The organism is Pseudomonas sp. Marseille-Q8238 (genome assembly GCF_965111915.1).
Genome location: NZ_CBCOPI010000001.1, coordinates 1,409,542 through 1,423,222 on the forward strand (window position 1 = coordinate 1,409,542; position 13,681 = coordinate 1,423,222).

General features: G+C 61.3%; 14 protein-coding genes and 2 tRNA genes. 12 read left to right on the forward strand and 4 right to left on the reverse strand.

Going from position 1 to position 13,681, the window contains the following annotated elements:
- The first annotated feature begins 14 nt into the window (after window positions 1–14).
- From ACWPW0_RS06465 to ACWPW0_RS06480, 4 genes are all read left to right on the forward strand, one after another.
- Window positions 15–656: an alanyl-tRNA editing protein gene (locus ACWPW0_RS06465; RefSeq protein ID WP_454254782.1), complete on the forward strand. Its 642-nt coding sequence runs from the start codon at window positions 15–17 to the stop codon at window positions 654–656.
- Window positions 657–716: 60 nt separating this feature from the next.
- Complete coding sequence (locus tag ACWPW0_RS06470) at window positions 717–1,424, forward strand: AzlC family ABC transporter permease (RefSeq protein ID WP_454254783.1); 708 nt, start codon at window positions 717–719, stop codon at window positions 1,422–1,424.
- Window positions 1,421–1,750: an AzlD domain-containing protein gene (locus ACWPW0_RS06475; protein ID WP_454254784.1), complete on the forward strand. Its 330-nt coding sequence runs from the start codon at window positions 1,421–1,423 to the stop codon at window positions 1,748–1,750. The genes ACWPW0_RS06470 and ACWPW0_RS06475 overlap by 4 nt, the downstream gene beginning before the upstream one ends.
- A gap of 120 nt (window positions 1,751–1,870) precedes the next feature.
- Window positions 1,871–3,745 (forward strand): MFS transporter, encoded by a 1,875-nt coding sequence (locus ACWPW0_RS06480; protein WP_454254785.1) that lies wholly within the window; start codon window positions 1,871–1,873, stop codon window positions 3,743–3,745.
- A gap of 53 nt (window positions 3,746–3,798) precedes the next feature.
- On the opposite strand, the gene sugE is transcribed toward ACWPW0_RS06480, so the two are convergent.
- Together sugE and rdgC are read right to left on the reverse strand one after the other, a co-directional pair.
- The gene (sugE, locus tag ACWPW0_RS06485; RefSeq protein ID WP_447590229.1) at window positions 3,799–4,113 is read right to left on the reverse strand and encodes a quaternary ammonium compound efflux SMR transporter SugE; all 315 of its coding nucleotides are present in this window, start codon (window positions 4,111–4,113) and stop codon (window positions 3,799–3,801) included.
- Window positions 4,114–4,256: 143 nt separating this feature from the next.
- Window positions 4,257–5,177 (reverse strand): recombination-associated protein RdgC, encoded by a 921-nt coding sequence (rdgC, locus tag ACWPW0_RS06490; protein WP_447590230.1) that lies wholly within the window; start codon window positions 5,175–5,177, stop codon window positions 4,257–4,259.
- A gap of 203 nt (window positions 5,178–5,380) precedes the next feature.
- Here rdgC and ACWPW0_RS06495 point away from each other — a divergent pair.
- From ACWPW0_RS06495 to ACWPW0_RS06525, 7 genes are all read left to right on the forward strand, one after another.
- Window positions 5,381–5,456: transfer RNA gene (locus tag ACWPW0_RS06495), tRNA-Val, on the forward strand.
- A gap of 16 nt (window positions 5,457–5,472) precedes the next feature.
- Window positions 5,473–5,549, forward strand: a tRNA-Asp gene (locus ACWPW0_RS06500).
- Window positions 5,550–5,851: 302 nt separating this feature from the next.
- Entirely contained in the window at window positions 5,852–6,577 is a 726-nt protein-coding gene (locus tag ACWPW0_RS06505) for an FKBP-type peptidyl-prolyl cis-trans isomerase (protein ID WP_447590232.1), read from the forward strand.
- Window positions 6,578–6,936: 359 nt separating this feature from the next.
- A complete protein-coding gene (locus ACWPW0_RS06510) occupies window positions 6,937–7,374 on the forward strand; it encodes a YkvA family protein (protein WP_447590234.1) in 438 nt (145 codons plus the stop codon).
- 140 nt (window positions 7,375–7,514) lie between these two features.
- Entirely contained in the window at window positions 7,515–7,835 is a 321-nt protein-coding gene (locus ACWPW0_RS06515; protein WP_447590236.1) for a helix-turn-helix transcriptional regulator, read from the forward strand.
- Entirely contained in the window at window positions 7,832–8,197 is a 366-nt protein-coding gene (locus ACWPW0_RS06520; protein ID WP_447590237.1) for a hypothetical protein, read from the forward strand. Before ACWPW0_RS06515 ends, ACWPW0_RS06520 begins: the two co-directional genes overlap by 4 nt.
- A 3-nt stretch (window positions 8,198–8,200) precedes the next feature.
- On the forward strand, window positions 8,201–8,668 hold the full coding sequence (locus ACWPW0_RS06525; protein ID WP_454254786.1) for a tetratricopeptide repeat protein: 468 nt from the start codon (window positions 8,201–8,203) through the stop codon (window positions 8,666–8,668).
- On the opposite strand, the gene ACWPW0_RS06530 is transcribed toward ACWPW0_RS06525, so the two are convergent.
- Window positions 8,660–10,414 (reverse strand): bifunctional diguanylate cyclase/phosphodiesterase, encoded by a 1,755-nt coding sequence (locus tag ACWPW0_RS06530; RefSeq protein WP_447590241.1) that lies wholly within the window; start codon window positions 10,412–10,414, stop codon window positions 8,660–8,662. The two genes, ACWPW0_RS06525 and ACWPW0_RS06530, sit on opposite strands and share 9 nt — an antisense overlap.
- A gap of 89 nt (window positions 10,415–10,503) precedes the next feature.
- The gene (locus tag ACWPW0_RS06535) at window positions 10,504–12,579 is read right to left on the reverse strand and encodes a carboxy terminal-processing peptidase (protein ID WP_454254787.1); all 2,076 of its coding nucleotides are present in this window, start codon (window positions 12,577–12,579) and stop codon (window positions 10,504–10,506) included.
- 138 nt (window positions 12,580–12,717) lie between these two features.
- On the opposite strand from ACWPW0_RS06535, the gene ACWPW0_RS06540 reads away from it, so the two are divergent.
- The gene (locus ACWPW0_RS06540) at window positions 12,718–13,680 is read left to right on the forward strand and encodes an NAD(P)H-quinone oxidoreductase (protein ID WP_454254788.1); all 963 of its coding nucleotides are present in this window, start codon (window positions 12,718–12,720) and stop codon (window positions 13,678–13,680) included.
- Window position 13,681 lies beyond the last annotated feature (1 nt).

The window sequence follows — 13,681 nt, forward strand, 5'->3', positions numbered from 1 at the left end:
TCAGGATGCTCGGCATGACCCACAAACTATTCTGGCAAGACCCCTATCAGACACAGCTAAACACCAGTATTGCCTGGGTTGAGGGCAACGAGGTGGGGCTGGAGTCGACGATCTTCTTTGCCTTCTCTGGCGGGCAGGAAAGCGATGCCGGCTCACTGAACGACCTGCCGGTGCTGGAGGCGCGCAAGGACGGCCTGGACATTCGTTACCGCCTCGCGGAAGGGCACGGCTTGCAGGTCGGACAGCCCGTGCTGCAAGTTATCGATTGGGCGCGTCGTTATCGCCTGATGCGCCTGCATTTCGCGGCTGAAATGGTGCTGCAGCTCATCTACCGATCAAGGCCGGGCATCGAGCGTATTGGCGCGCATATCGCGCCGGACAAGGCGCGTATCGACTTTCACCTGGACGAGAACATCAGCTCGCTGTTTACCGAGATCGAGGCTGAAACCGCCAGGTTGGTGGCTGAGGATCGGCCAATAGTCTGTGACTTCTCCGATGAGGCCGCCCAGCGGCGCTTTTGGCGAGTGGATGAGTTCGCGCAGATGGCCTGCGGCGGTACGCACCCACGCGCGACTGGCGAGGTGGGAAGGTTGCGTCTGAAGCGCAAGAACATTGGCAAGGGCAAGGAGCGGGTGGACGTGTTCCTCGCTGACTGAGCAAGATCGTTCAATACGCCGTCAGGTTGCGTCACTGGATTGGCCAGCCGGAGGAGTGGTATGTCTCGTTTGCAGTTATTTGTTCAGGGGGCTCGTGACAGCATCCCGATGATCGTTGGCATAGTGCCGTTTGGCGTGATTTTCGGCACATTGGCCAGTGTGGCCGGCTTGAGTCTGGCCCAGGCGTTGGGCATGTCGATACTGGTGTACGCGGGTTCCGCACAGTTCATCGCCATCAGCTTGTTGGTGGCAGGGGCGGGCGTATGGGTGATCGTGTTCACCACCTTGATCGTCAACGTGCGACATGTGCTGTACAGCGCCTCGCTGCAGCCGCACATCGCTCATCTGGCCCAGCGCTGGCGGGTGGTGCTGGCGTTCGGGCTGACCGATGAAACCTTCGCGCTGGTGCAGCGACGCTATCTGGCACATGGCTGCGGTGTCGATGGTCAGTGGTATCACGCCGGTGCCGCACTGGCCTTGTACCTGTGCTGGATCGGCTCCTCGCTGCTGGGCGTGTTGTTTGGCCAGGCGATGCCAAGCCTGGCTGCCTGGGGGTTGGACTTCGCCATGCTGGCAACCTTCATCGGTATTGTGGTGCCTGCATTGCGCACACGACCACAACTGGCGGCGGCGCTGGTTGCCGGCGCGGTCGCCCTGATTTGCCATGCATTGCCGTACAAGCTTGGCCTGTTGGCCGCTGCCATGGCGGGAATCGTCGTGGGTGTCTGGTTGGAGCAACGGGACGCAGTAGTGGAGAGCGCTCGATGAACATCTGGTTGTTGATCGGGGCGATGGCGCTGGTGACCTTTCTGATCCGCTACAGCCTGCTGGCCTTTCCTTCGCTGAGTTTCCCGCCGCTGGTTCGTCAGGCCTTGCACTACGTGCCGACTGCCGTGCTGACGGCCATTGTCGTGCCCGGCATGCTGCTGCCCGGTGGCGAGCACCTTGAGCTGACTCTGGATAACGCGTACTTGATGGCCGGCCTGGCGACCATTGTCATCGCCGCGCTGACGCGGCACCTGCTGGCGACTATCGGTGGAGGTTTGCTGGTGTTCTTTTTATTGCGGTGGGTCTTGGGTCAATTACCTATTTAGGTGACGCGGCGCATGTGACTTCTGCCCGTGTCTTGCAATCCACGTCTACTACGGGCCACGATTCGGCCCCGGACTGCGGGATAATCCCGCTACTTCTGCTGACCGCCAGGTACATGGACGATGACCCAACAATCGCAATTCGCCCTGCTGCGCACACGGCGCTTCCTGCCGTTCTTCGTGACGCAATTGCTGGGCGCCTTCAATGACAATGTATTCAAGCAGGGACTGATCTTTGTCGTGCTGTTCGGCCTGGCGTTCGATGCCGATAAGGGCAATCTGCTGGTCAATCTCTGCCACATGCTGTTCATCCTGCCGTTTTTTCTGTTTTCCGCGCTCGGTGGTCAGTTCGGCGAGAAGTTCGCCAAGGACGCACTAATTCGGGCAATCAAGCTGGCTGAAATCGGGATCATGCTGGTCGGGGCTGTGGGCTTCTTCCTCAACAGTCTGCCGTTGCTGTTGCTGGCATTGTTCTGCATGGGTACGCACTCGGCGCTGTTCGGTCCGGTGAAGTATTCGATCCTGCCCGCGACCTTGCGTGAAGAAGAACTGGTCGGCGGCAACGCCCTGGTGGAGATGGGCACGTTCCTGGCCATTCTCGCCGGAACCATCGGTGCCGGGGTGATCATGTCTGCCAGCCATTCCGCCGGCATGATTTCTGCCGCGATCATGGTGGTCGCCTGCCTGGGCTACCTGGCCAGTCGCAGCATCCCACGGGTGCATGCGGCCATGCCCGAGCTGACGCTGGACTGGAATATCTTCCGCCAGACCTGGAGCACCGTGCGCTTGGGGCTGGGGCAGCGCCCTGCGGTATCGCGCTCGCTGCTCGGCAACTCCTGGTTCTGGTTCTTGGGCTCGATCTACCTGGCGCAGATGCCGGCTTTTGCCAAGGAGCTGCTGCACGGGGACAAGAGCGTTATCACCCTGATCCTCACCGTGTTCTCGGTGGGTATCGCCCTGGGCTCGGTACTCTGCGAACGGCTCTCCGGACGCAAGGTGGAAATCGGCCTGGTACCGTTCGGCTCGATCGGCATGACCGTATTCGGCATCCTGCTCTGGTGGCACGCGGGCGGCTTCCCGCAGGCGAGCGAACCTTATACGTGGCTGACGTTGCTGGAGCAGGGCCAGGCCTGGTGGTTGCTGGCGGACATCCTCGGTATCGGCATCTTTGGCGGCTTCTACATCGTGCCGCTGTACGCGTTGATCCAGTCGCGCACGGTGGCCCATGAGCGGGCGCGGGTCATCGCTGCCAACAACATCCTCAACGCCTTGTTCATGGTGGTGGCGGCGCTGGTCGCCATGCTGCTGTTGAATGTTGCCGGTCTGTCGATCCCTGAGTTGTTCCTGGTGGTCTCGCTGATGAACATCGCGGTGAACACCTACATCTTCAAGATCGTGCCCGAATTCACCATGCGCTTCCTCATCTGGCTGCTCAGCCATTCGTTGTATCGGGTGCGCCATGAAGGGCTGGATGTCATCCCGGACGAGGGGGCGGCGGTGCTGGTATGCAACCACGTGTCGTTTGTCGATGCCTTGCTGATCGGTGGTGCGGTACGGCGGCCGATCCGTTTCGTCATGTACTACAAGATCTACCGCCTGCCGGTACTCAACTTCATCTTCCGCACGGCCGGTACCGTGCCGATTGCCGGACGCAACGAAGACCCGCAAGTGTTCGAGCAGGCCTTCGCGCGCATTGCCCAGTACCTGGCCGATGGTGAAGTGGTGTGTATCTTCCCCGAGGGCAAGCTGACCACCACGGGTGAGATCGACGAGTTCAAGGCGGGAGTGGAGCGCATTCTGGCAACTACGCCGGTGCCGGTGATTCCCATGGCCTTGCAGGGGCTGTGGGGGAGCTTCTTCAGCCGCGATCCGTCCAAGGGGCTGTTCCGCCGCTTCTGGTCGCGAGTCACCTTGATTGCCGGGCAGCCCTTGCCGGCGGAAACCGGGCGGCAGGTGTTGCAGGAGCAGGTAAGTCAGCTGCGCGGCACTTTGCGCTGATCCAGCCTTGAATAAAAGGCCCGCCGATTGGCGGGCTTTTTCATGTCATTCACTCAGGTGCTGAGTTTCAGCCCCAGAAGGCCGGTCACGATCAGGGCAACACTGAGCAGGCGCAACGGCGCCATGGATTCGCCGAACAGGATGATTCCGACGATGACCGTTCCCACCGCGCCGACGCCGGTCCAGATGGCATACGCCGTCCCCAGAGGCAGCTCCCTCATCGCCAAACCGAGCAGGGTCAGGCTGACAATCATGGCGCTTACCGTGAGCAGGGTTGGAACGAGGCGGGTAAAACCGTCGGTGTACTTCAGGCCAACGGCCCAGGCGACTTCGAACAAGCCGGCGAAAAACAGGATGATCCAGGACATAGGCCACCTCCATGGCGTGCACAGGTAATGGGGCCGTCCCGCGGTGATCACTCTATGGAGTGGCAAGGTCGTCCTTGCTCTGGGAGCGCGACTGCGCAGGGCGTGCGCGCGGAGGCGCGGCCCAGGCAGTCGTCATGCCGGCATTAGATACCCTGCGGGATTTCTTCACCACCGAGGGCTTCGAACAGCGCCGGAAGGAAGTCGCTGAAGGTCAGCATCATCAGCATGAAGCTGGCGTCCAGTTGGCCGAGGGCGTCTTCGCCACCGTCCTGCGCTGCTTGGTCCTGCAGCAGGTCTTCGAAGCGCAGGCGCTTGATCACCAGCTTGTCGTCGAGCATGAACGACAGCTTGTCCTGCCAGGCCAGGGCCAGTTGGGTCACCAGCTTGCCGGTAGACAGGTGCAGCTGAATTTCCTCGCTGGTCAGGTCCTGGCGCTTGCAGCGGACCACGCCGCCATCTTCGGCGGTGTCACGCAGTTCGCATTCGTCGAGGACGAAGAAGTCCGGAGCGGCTTTCTGCGATTTGACCCAATCGGTCATGGTGGCGGTAGGTGCCATCTTCACCGTCAGCGGGCGTACTGGCAGCGAGCCGAGCACTTCGCGCAGGGTCGAGAGCAGGTCTTCGGCACGCTTGGCGCTGGCCGAGTCGACCAGGATCAGGCCCAGTTTGGGTGCAATGGCGGCGAAGGTGGCGGAACGGCGTACGAAGGCGCGTGGCAGGAAGGCCTGGATGATTTCATCCTTGAGCTGGTCGCGCTCCTTTTTATAGACCTTGCGCATTTGCTCGGCTTCGATCTCGTCGACCTTTTCCTTCAGGGCGTCGCGTACCACGCTACCCGGCAGGATGCGTTCTTCCTTGCGCGCGGCGACCAGCAGGAAATCACCGCTGACATGTACCAGCGGGGCATCCTCACCCTTGCCGAACGGCGCGATGAACCCGTAGGTGGTCAGTTCCTGGCTGGCGCACGAACGGGCCAGTTTGGTGGCCAATGCAGCCTCCAGGGCTTCGGCATCGAACGGCACGTCCTGGGTCAGGCGATAGACAAGCAGGTTGCGGAACCACATGAGGGGTGACACTCCAATTGCGCAAAGCGCGCATTATTCTCTCCCGGGGCAGAATGTCCAAGTCGCAGTCGAGTCTTCACCGGCGGAAAGTGACGAGTTACCCCCATTCTCCTAAGCCTTTGGAACTGCTGATAATTTTTTTTGAAAAAGAGCTTGCCAAGGTTCGGATCGAACTCTAGAATGCGCCCCACTTCGAGAGTGAAGGGTGATTAGCTCAGCCGGGAGAGCATCTGCCTTACAAGCAGAGGGTCGGCGGTTCGATCCCGTCATCACCCACCATCTCGCGAGGTTACGCGCAGCGGTAGTTCAGTCGGTTAGAATACCGGCCTGTCACGCCGGGGGTCGCGGGTTCGAGTCCCGTCCGCTGCGCCATATTTAGCTTCCAGGGCCCACTGAACACCCGGAAGCAACAAGAAAGCGGCCAATGGCCGCTTTTTTAATGCCCGCAGAAAAGCCATCAGCCTTTTCCCGGGCCCTTGGCAGCATCTCCATTCACGACACATCTCGCCTTTTGCCCGATGCTTTTGCAGGCTTGCCCAGCCAGCTGAAAAACCTCCGGGCACTCCTGAACTTATCGTGTCTGGCCGGCTCCTATGCCGTAGCCATTGATCGCCGCAGCCTGATAAGCTCGCGCTTTCACCGATAGCCTCAGGGCATCCCAACAAGGATCAAGCATGAAACAACATCGTTTAGCGGCGGCGGTTGCGCTGGTGGGCCTGGTACTGGCCGGGTGTGATTCGCAAACTTCCAGTTCGTCCACTTCCACGGTCGAACTGAAGACCCCGGCGCAGAAAGCGTCTTATGGTATCGGTCTGAACATGGGCAAGAGCCTGTCTCAGCAAGGTATTGAAGACCTTGACCCGAAAGCGATGTCTCAAGGCATTGAAGATGCCCTGGGTAAGAAAGAGCAGAAACTCAAGGATGAAGAGCTGGTTGAAGCCTTCACCTTCCTGCAGCAGCGTGCCGAGCAGCGCATGCAAGCTCTGAACGAAGAGTCGGCCAAGGCTGGCAAGAAGTTCCTCGAAGAAAATGCCAAGAAAGAAGGCGTGACGACCACGGCTTCCGGCCTGCAGTACGAAGTACTGAAGAAGGCCGATGGCGCTCAGCCCAAGGCAACTGACGTGGTGACCGTTCACTACGAAGGCAAGCTGACCGATGGCACCGTCTTCGACAGCTCGGTTGAGCGCGGCAGCCCGATCGATCTGCCTGTCAGCGGTGTGATCCCGGGTTGGGTCGAAGGCCTGCAACTGATGCACGTTGGCGAGAAATACAAACTGTACATCCCGAGCGAGCTGGCCTATGGCGATCAGAGCCCGAGCCCGACCATTCCGGCGAATTCGGTTCTGGTATTCGAGCTCGAACTGTTGGCGATCAAGGATCCGGCCGCTGCTGCCAAGTAACAGGTAGCGCTGGCCCAGCAACGCCCCGCCTTGTCGGGGCGTTGTCGTTTCTGGCGAACGGACACTTGACTGCAGGGTCTCATTCAGGGATGGGCGAGCGGTGTGGTGTTACGGTTATGCACATTGCCGGGGTTACCAGAAGCTCTTCCGGGGTTACGCCTTACGTGGCTCTGTATGTCAATTTAACTGATTGATTTAGAATGAATTTTTAACCTGAACAAAAAGTGCCCGATCTGTAGCGAGGCCCCATGGCGTGGGCGTTTGCCCGGCTCATCAATAATCTGTGCACAAGGTTATCCACAGGTATGGTGGATAACCTATGCCAGGCCAGCAAGCATGCGGTTTGCGGAGAATCGTTCATGAATATCCCCCGGCATCTGAAGCGTTACTTCCGTTTGGCTCAGCCTATTCTGGCCCGTGGTCGACTGCCGGCTTTGCTGCTGGCAGTTGCCAGCAAGCGCAGCGCACGAGGGGTGGGGTTTTCCCAGCTTGGGGAAAATCTGCGTCTGTTGCAGGGGCTGTGCATGGCCTGGTTCCGGGGTGAGTACCGTGCAATCAACCCACAGGCGCTGCTGAGTGTGGTGGCCGGCCTGCTTTATTTCATCGCGCCGCTGGATCTGGTGCCCGACTGGATTCCCGGTATCGGTCTACTGGATGATCTGGCGGTGCTCGCTTGGGTCATGAAGACCTGGCAGGGTGAACTGGATGCCTATCGACGCTGGCGTGATGGGCGACCGGTTGCCGAGGTGGCAGCTATCGAGCGCCTGCCCATTGCCGAGCGTGTCGACCCTTCCTGACTCAGGCATTTGCGACGCGCAAGACGTCTCGTTGTAGACCTGTCGCGTTACCGGTCACCCTCTAGGCCACTATCAGTTGTTAAGATGGCGGCTGCGAGAGGGGTCGAGAGAGTCGATCCTGGCGTTCACGGAGAGCGGTAATGAGTGTGCAAGTGATCATGCGCGATGGCGCGGCAGAGTATGCGGTATTGCCATGGGCCGAGTATCAGGCACTGTTGCAGGCTGCCGGGCGTGCCGAGCAAGTGGCCGTTGCAGCGCCTCCAGCTCCTGCGCGTCAGCTCGCTGAACTGGTGAGTGTGCGTGAGGCCCAGGGGCTGTCACAGGCCGATTTGGCACGGGCTGTAGGTATCAGTCCGCATTACCTGGGATTGATCGAAAGCGGTGAACGCGCTCCGGATGGTGCGATTCGGCGCGCGCTGGCGCGTGTGCTGGGCGTGGGTGACTGGGAGCAGGATTCTTGAGCGTACGCATTCAGCGGCAGCATTGGCAGGCGCTCCTGACGGCGTTGGAAGATGCGCGCCGGCAACGGCACCTGCTGACCTACCGTGCCCTGGTCGAGCGTCTGCAACTGCCAACGCCGGCCATGCAGACCCTGACGGCTGCACTGGAGCACCTGGCTGCGCTGGATGCCCGTGCCGACCGCCCGCTGCGCAGCGCGCTGGTGATCAGTCAGAGTGCCAGCCGCCTGCCGCGTACCGGGTTTTTCGAGTGCGTGACACGCTTGGGACGTTTCTCCGGGCCGTCGGACGGCACGGCGGCGGCCTCCTGGCACGCGTCCGAAGTGGCACGGGTGTTCGAATTCACCTATCCCGAGGAGCCCTGAGTCATGTGGCGATTGCGTGCACATATCGGTTATTGGGTGGCTCGTCAGTTGTTCCAGTGGCGCTGGCTGGTGCGCCAGCCGCGTGCGTGGACCTGGATGCAGGGCCAGTTCGCGCGCTTGGCGGCGCAAGGCAATGTGCCGGCGCAAAGCTTCTACGGGCATTTGCTGTTGTTTCGTGGGCAGGGCTTTGGTGCCAGGGAAGAGGGCAAGCGTCTGTTGCGCCTGGCGGCCACAGGGGGCGATGGCAAGGCGGCGTATCAGTTGGGGCTGCTGTGCCTGAACGGCGATACCCAGCAAGCGCCAGATGCCGTGGAGGCGGTGCGCTGGTGGACGCTCGCCAGCAATGCGGGTCATCCGCTGGCGGCCCATCGCCTGGCCAGGCTGTACCGCGATGGTGGGCCGGGATTGGCCGCCGATAGCAGCTTGGCTGCGCAATTCGAGCGGCGTTCGGGCGAGCTTGGCCTAATCTGACAAGCTCTCCAGTACATGCATGCTATAGCCGGGTATCGCCTTGGCCCGGCGTTTGGCCTCCGAGGCCAGGCCGGCCAATTGGCTGGCATCCAGACCTTGGCCAGTGCTGGCCTGCAATTGCACCACGCCTACCGATAGCGAGAGCAGGGGGAACTCCTCGCGGCGACCCTTGCGGTTGAGCGCGACGAAGCAGCCTGCCTGCAGATGCTCTTCCAGATAAAAGCGCCGGCACTGGCTCTGGAAGTCTTCCAGCAGAAGCTGTACCCGCTTGCGCCAGTCCGGCGAACTCAAGACCAGCATGAAATCGTCACCGCCGATATGGCCGACGAAGTCGCGGTTGGGATCGACGCGTTCGTTCAGGCACTGGGCCAGGCACAGCAGCACCTCATCGCCACGGGCATAGCCGTAGATGTCGTTGAATGGCTTGAAGCTGTCGATATCCACGTAGCATACGGCGGCATCCCGGCCCTGTTGCAGCAGGCGTGTCAGGCATTGCTGGATGGGCACGTTGCCGGGCAGCAGGGTCAGCGGGTTGGCATGCCGTGCCTGCTGAATCTTCACCTCGGTGATCAGCTTGAGTACGTCAATCACGCGGCCCAGGCCACGGTAGACGCCGTGCTGGGTAATGATGAAATCCTCTTCGATCCGTTGCCGAGCACGGCTGGTCAGCAGACGGCTGACCTGCTGCAGCGACTGGCTGATGTCGACGGCGAGAAAGTCCGTGCTCATCAGGCGGGTGATCGGCTTGCGCGCGAACAACTCAGTGCCGAAGGGTTTGAGCAGGGCGTCGGACAGCGAATGGCGATGGACGATGCCGATCGGCTGCTGATGGTCGTCGAGCACGGCGAGGGAGTTGAGGTTGGCCTGGGCGCGGAAGGCTTCCAGCACTTCTGCCGTGGCTGTGTGTTGGCTCATGGCTTGCTGTTCGGCGAGCAGCGCGCTGAGGTCGCCGCTGTCTTCATGGAGGTTGCTGACCAGGCTGTCCGGCTGCGGCAGTAGCTTGTTGCCGTCACGCGAGGGTTGTTCCTGGGGGCGGGCGAGCAGGTAGCCCTGCAGCAGGTCCACACCCATCTCGCTGAGCACGGCCAGTTCTTCGACCAACTCTATACCTTCGGCGATGACCTCGGCCCGTGAGGCTTTGGCCATCTTCAGAATGGAGCCGACGAACTCGCGCTTGACCGCATCCTGGTGGATGCCATCGATGAAGTGGCGGTCGATCTTTACGTAGTCGGGGCGCAGTTCGGACCACAGGCGCAGGCTGGAGTAGCCGGCGCCGAGGTCATCCAGGGCAATGGAGAAGCCCATGGCGCGGTAGTGGTGCAGCGCGGTGTCGAGCAGGGTGAAGTCGTCTATGGGCGTTTGCTCGGTCAGTTCGATTACCACGCGCTCGGGGGCGATGCCGAAGTCCTGCAGCAGCTTGAGGGTACGGCCGGGCTGGTGATTGGTTTCCAGCAGCGACTCCGGCGAGACGTTGAGAAACAGCTTGCCGGTCAGGTGCAGGTCGCGAAAACGGCGAAAGGCACTCTTGCGGCTGGCCAGTTCCAGCTCGCTGAGCCGTCCGACTTTGCGCGCTACGCTGAACAGGGCAATGGGCGAGTGCAAGGGGCTGTTGGACGGGCCGCGGGTCAGGGCCTCATAGCCCAGTATGCGCCGCTCGGAGAGCGAGACAATGGGTTGGAACAGGGTGTGCAAGTCGCCGTGAGCGAGGATCTGGTCCAGGGCGCTCAACTGCTCGGTGACGGTCATGGCGGGTCTCGACTGGGCAAAAAATAAGGGCCGGTATCGCTACCGGCCCTTATTTCACGACAGAACGATGACTCTTTGATGACGCCCGATCAGTGTTTGGCTACTTGCCCGCGAAGGCCCAGGTAGTCGAGGAGGATGCGTCCGCTTTCCGCCAGGTAGGCGTCGTCTTCCGGTTTGGTTTTTTCCGGCTCGACGGGCAGGGCGCTTTCGTCTTCTTCCTTGATCTCCTTGAGCAGTTCTTCACCCTTGGCTTTGCGCTTGGCATTTTCCAGGGCCAACTGGCGCGCTTCGATATCGGCACGCTGGGCGCGACGGGTCTGCTCGTTGAGGCTGATGGTGGTTTCCTTCATCAGCTCCTGGGCGAGGGCCAGGCGATCACGAACGAAGACGAAGTCGGGATTGCCCGCCGTACGTGCTTCGTGGCGTGCCTTGAGTTCGGCCAGGAACGGTTTGAACGGATCGGCAGCGGGGCGAATGGCCGGCTTGATGCTGTCCCAGGGCATGGCCTCGGGCAGGGCGCTTTCACCGATTTCCTTGGTGTCGACCACGTTCGGGTAGGCGATGTCCGGTAGAACGCCCTGGTGCTGGGTGCTTTGCCCGGAAACCCGGTAGAACTTGGCCAGGGTCAGCTTGAGCTCGCCATGGTTGAGTTCCTGGATGGTCTGCACAGTGCCTTTGCCGAAGGTCTGGCCGCCGAGGATCAGGGCGCGGTGATAGTCCTGCATGGCGCCGGCGAAGATCTCGGATGCCGAGGCGGAGAGGCGATCGACCAATACCGCCAGCGGGCCGGTATAGAAGGCGCCTTTTTCTTCGTCGGCGAGTACGTCGACGCGGCCGTCGCTGTTGCGCACCAGTACGGTCGGCCCTTTGTCGATGAACAGGCCGGTCAGCTCGGTAGCTTCCTGCAGCGAGCCACCGCCGTTGTCACGCAGATCGAGGACGACGCCGTCGACCTTTTCCTTCTGCAGTTCGGTGAGCAGGCGGCGCACGTCACGCGTGGTGCTCTTGTAGTCCGGGTCGCCGGCACGGAAGGCCTTGAAGTCCAGATAGAAGGCCGGAACCTTGATGATGCCGAGTTTGTATTCCTGGCCCTCGTGCTCGAGTTTGAGCACCGATTTCTGCGCGGCCTGTTCTTCGAGCTTCACCGCTTCACGGGTGATGTTGACGATCTTGCTGGTCTGGTCGCCCGGCGCGTTGCTGGCCGGGATCACTTCCAGGCGTACCGTCGACCCTTTCGGGCCGCGAATCAGCTTGACCACTTCCTCGAGGCGCCAGCCGATCACGTCGACCATGTCCTTGTCGCCCTGGGCGACCCCGACGATCTTGTCGGCAGGGACGATCTGCTTGCTCTTCTCGGCCGGGCCGGCCGGCACCAGACGCACGACCTTGACGTACTCGTTGTCCGACTGGAGCACGGCACCGATACCTTCGAGCGACAGGCTCATGTTGATATCGAAGTTTTCCGCGTTGTCGGGCGACAGGTAGTTGGTGTGCGGGTCGTACGTTTGGGTGAAGGCGTTGATGTAGGCCTGGAACACGTCCTCGCCACTGGTCTGTTCGAGGCGGCTGAGCTGGTTCTTGTAGCGCTTGAGCAGCAGTTCCTGGATGGCCTTGTTGTCCTTGCCAGTGAGCTTGAGGCGCAAGACTTCATCTTTGACGCGTTTGCGCCAGAGGTCGTCGAGCTCGGCCGTGTCCTTGGCCCAGTTGGCCTTCTCGCGGTCGACCAGCAGGGTTTCGTCGACACTGAAGTCGAACTGGTCGATGTTCTGCAGCAGCTTCACCGCGTAGTTCAGGCGTTCCTGTGCACGTACCAACTGGCGTTTGTAGATGGTGAAGCCCGGTTCGAGATCGCCGCTCTTGAGCAGGTCGTCGAACTGGTTGCGCCAGCGATCAAATTCGGCGATGTCACTGGCGGTGAAATAGCTGCGCGCCGGATCGAGCATCTTCAGATAGCCCGCGTAGATCTTCTGCGAGCGCGCGTCATCGAGTGGCGGCTTGTTGTAGTGATGGCGCTTGAGCAGCTCCACCACGTTGAGGCTGGCGATCACCTGCTCGCGGTCGGGCTGCAGATACTCCCAGTTGTCCGGGGCGGTCTTGGCCAGTGCTGGCAGGGCCTGCAGGCCAAGAATGAAGGCGAGTGCGGTAGTCGGGAGGAAACGCTGCATGGGGATAAGTCGACGCGAGGGCAATTGATAACGCATATTAGGCCGTCATTTAGAGCGCTGGGTTCCAGTCGAGTCTGGCGAGAGCGCATAAAAAAGACCGGCGCTACACGCCGGTGTCGTATTCACTATGGAGGCAGCATGAAGGCATTGCAAGGCGTCGAAGGGCAGGTGCAATGGTGTGAACGGCCTAGCCCGGCATGCGATGTCGGGCAGATTCGCATCCGTGTGGCGGCCGCAGGTCTCAACCGTGCCGATCTGTTGCAGCGTGCCGGGCTTTATCCGCCGCCACCGGGTGCCAGTGACATCCTTGGTCTGGAGTGCTCGGGCGTCATCACTGAAGTAGGCCCGGGTAGCGCCTGGAATGTGGGCGACCGGGTCTGTTGCCTGCTGGCGGGCGGCGGCATGGCTGAGGAGGTCGTGGTCGATGCCCGTCACGCGCTGCCGGTTCCCGAAGGGTTGTCATTGGCCGAGGCGGCAGTGTTGCCGGAAGTCTATGCGACGGCCTGGCTCAACCTGTTCCAGTTGGCCGCGCTGAAGCCAGGCGAAAAAGTGCTGCTGCACGCCGGTGCCAGTGGCGTGGGGTCGGCGGCGATCCAGCTGTGCAAGGCTTTTGGCAACCCGTGCTGGGTCAGCGTGGGGTCTGCCGAGCGTCTGGCTTATTGCGAGGGGCTCGGGGCGTTGGGCGGGGCCATTCGTGATGTCGACCTGGCCGGCCTGCGTGATTTTGCGCCCTTCGATGTCATCCTCGATCCGGTGGGTGCCAGCTATGCCGATCTCAATCTCGAGCTGCTCGGGCGGGATGGGCGCTGGGTAAGCATCGGCCTGATGGGGGGTAGCAAGGCGCAACTGAACATGGCGCTGTTGCTGGGCAAACGCATCCAGCTGATTGGGTCGACCTTGCGCACCCGGGATGACTCATTCAAGGCTGAGTTGCTCAGCGATCTTGGGCGCCAGGTCTGGCCGTTGTTCGCCGAGGGACGGCTGCGTCCCCAGCTTGAGCGCAGCTTTGCTGCCAAGGATGTCGAGGCGGCGTTTGCCGCGCTGGCGAGCAATCAGGTGAACGGCAAGGTGGTGTTGCTGATCGACGAAAGCCTGGTCTGAC